The following is a 969-nucleotide window of genomic DNA, read 5'->3' as shown; positions in this document are numbered from 1 at the left end:
GGCCTGTGCCAGTTGTAGTAATGCTGCCAGCGATGTAAGGCTTGTGTTCGCTCAGCTGAATTCTGGTATGTCCAACCATAGGCCCACTCGCGCAGCGCCGATTGGATGAATCGCTCGGCCTTGCCGTTGGTCTGTGGCCGGTACGGCCTGGTGAACTTGTGCTGCACGCCCAAGGCGTTGCAGGCCGCAGCGAACTCCCTTGAGCGGAATGCCGCACCGTTGTCGGTCAGCAGGCGTTTGATGCTCACTCCAAGCCCCGCGTAGTACGCCACGGCGTTGCGCAGAAAGGCGACGGCTTGCGGCGTTTTCTCGTCCGGATGCATAGCGGTAAAGGCAATGCGTGCGTGGTCGTCAATGGCCACGAACAGTGTCTCCCATCCCGCACCATCGACCGAATCGCGCCGATTGCCTGTGACGCGGTGGCTGGGCCGAACGATGCGCCCGAGCTTCTTGGTATCGATGTGCAGCATGTCTCCAGGCGCATCGTGCTCATAGCGAACCACGGGCTCGGACGGCTGCAGATCGCTGAGTCGAGACAGGCCCGCACGGGCCAATACCCGGCTCACGGTGGACGCCGAGACGCCTGCGTAGCTGGCAATGCGCGACTGCAGCATGCGGCGTTTGCGTAGCTCAACAATGAGTAAGGCCTTGGACTCGCAGATGGCTTTGGGAGAGCAAATGGGCCTGGAGGAAGCATCGGCCAGGGCTGCTTCGCCGCCCCAGAGGTAGCGGCCCAGCCACTTGCGAGCGGTCTGTGCGGTGACGCCTTGAAGGGCTCCGGCCTGAGAGGCATCCAGGCCTTGCAAGGTCATCTGTTTGACCATCTCCAGTCTCCGGGCAAAGGTAAGTCGGGCATGCTTATGAGTGTTCATCCGGTTGGCTGTCCTGAGTGGGTTGGGTGTTTGGCGACTTCCAGTCTCTCAAATCCAACCCGGATGAACACCGGATACAACCTATTGAACCTTCACA

1 protein-coding gene is annotated in these 969 nt (G+C 60.8%); it reads right to left on the bottom strand.

Going from position 1 to position 969, the window contains the following annotated elements; all coding sequences use genetic code 11:
• Nucleotides 1–872: IS481 family transposase (locus tag DCO45_RS22440; protein ID WP_116927874.1), on the bottom strand; the 872-nt coding region annotated here is incomplete at its 3' end.
• Between the last annotated feature and the right edge of the window lie 97 nt (nt 873–969).

The organism is Comamonas sp. JNW, from assembly GCF_003105075.1.
GTDB lineage: Bacteria > Pseudomonadota > Gammaproteobacteria > Burkholderiales > Burkholderiaceae_C > Comamonas > Comamonas squillarum.
The sequence above is the reverse complement of the archived record's forward strand: the minus strand, read 5'-3'. Positions and strand labels throughout refer to the sequence as shown.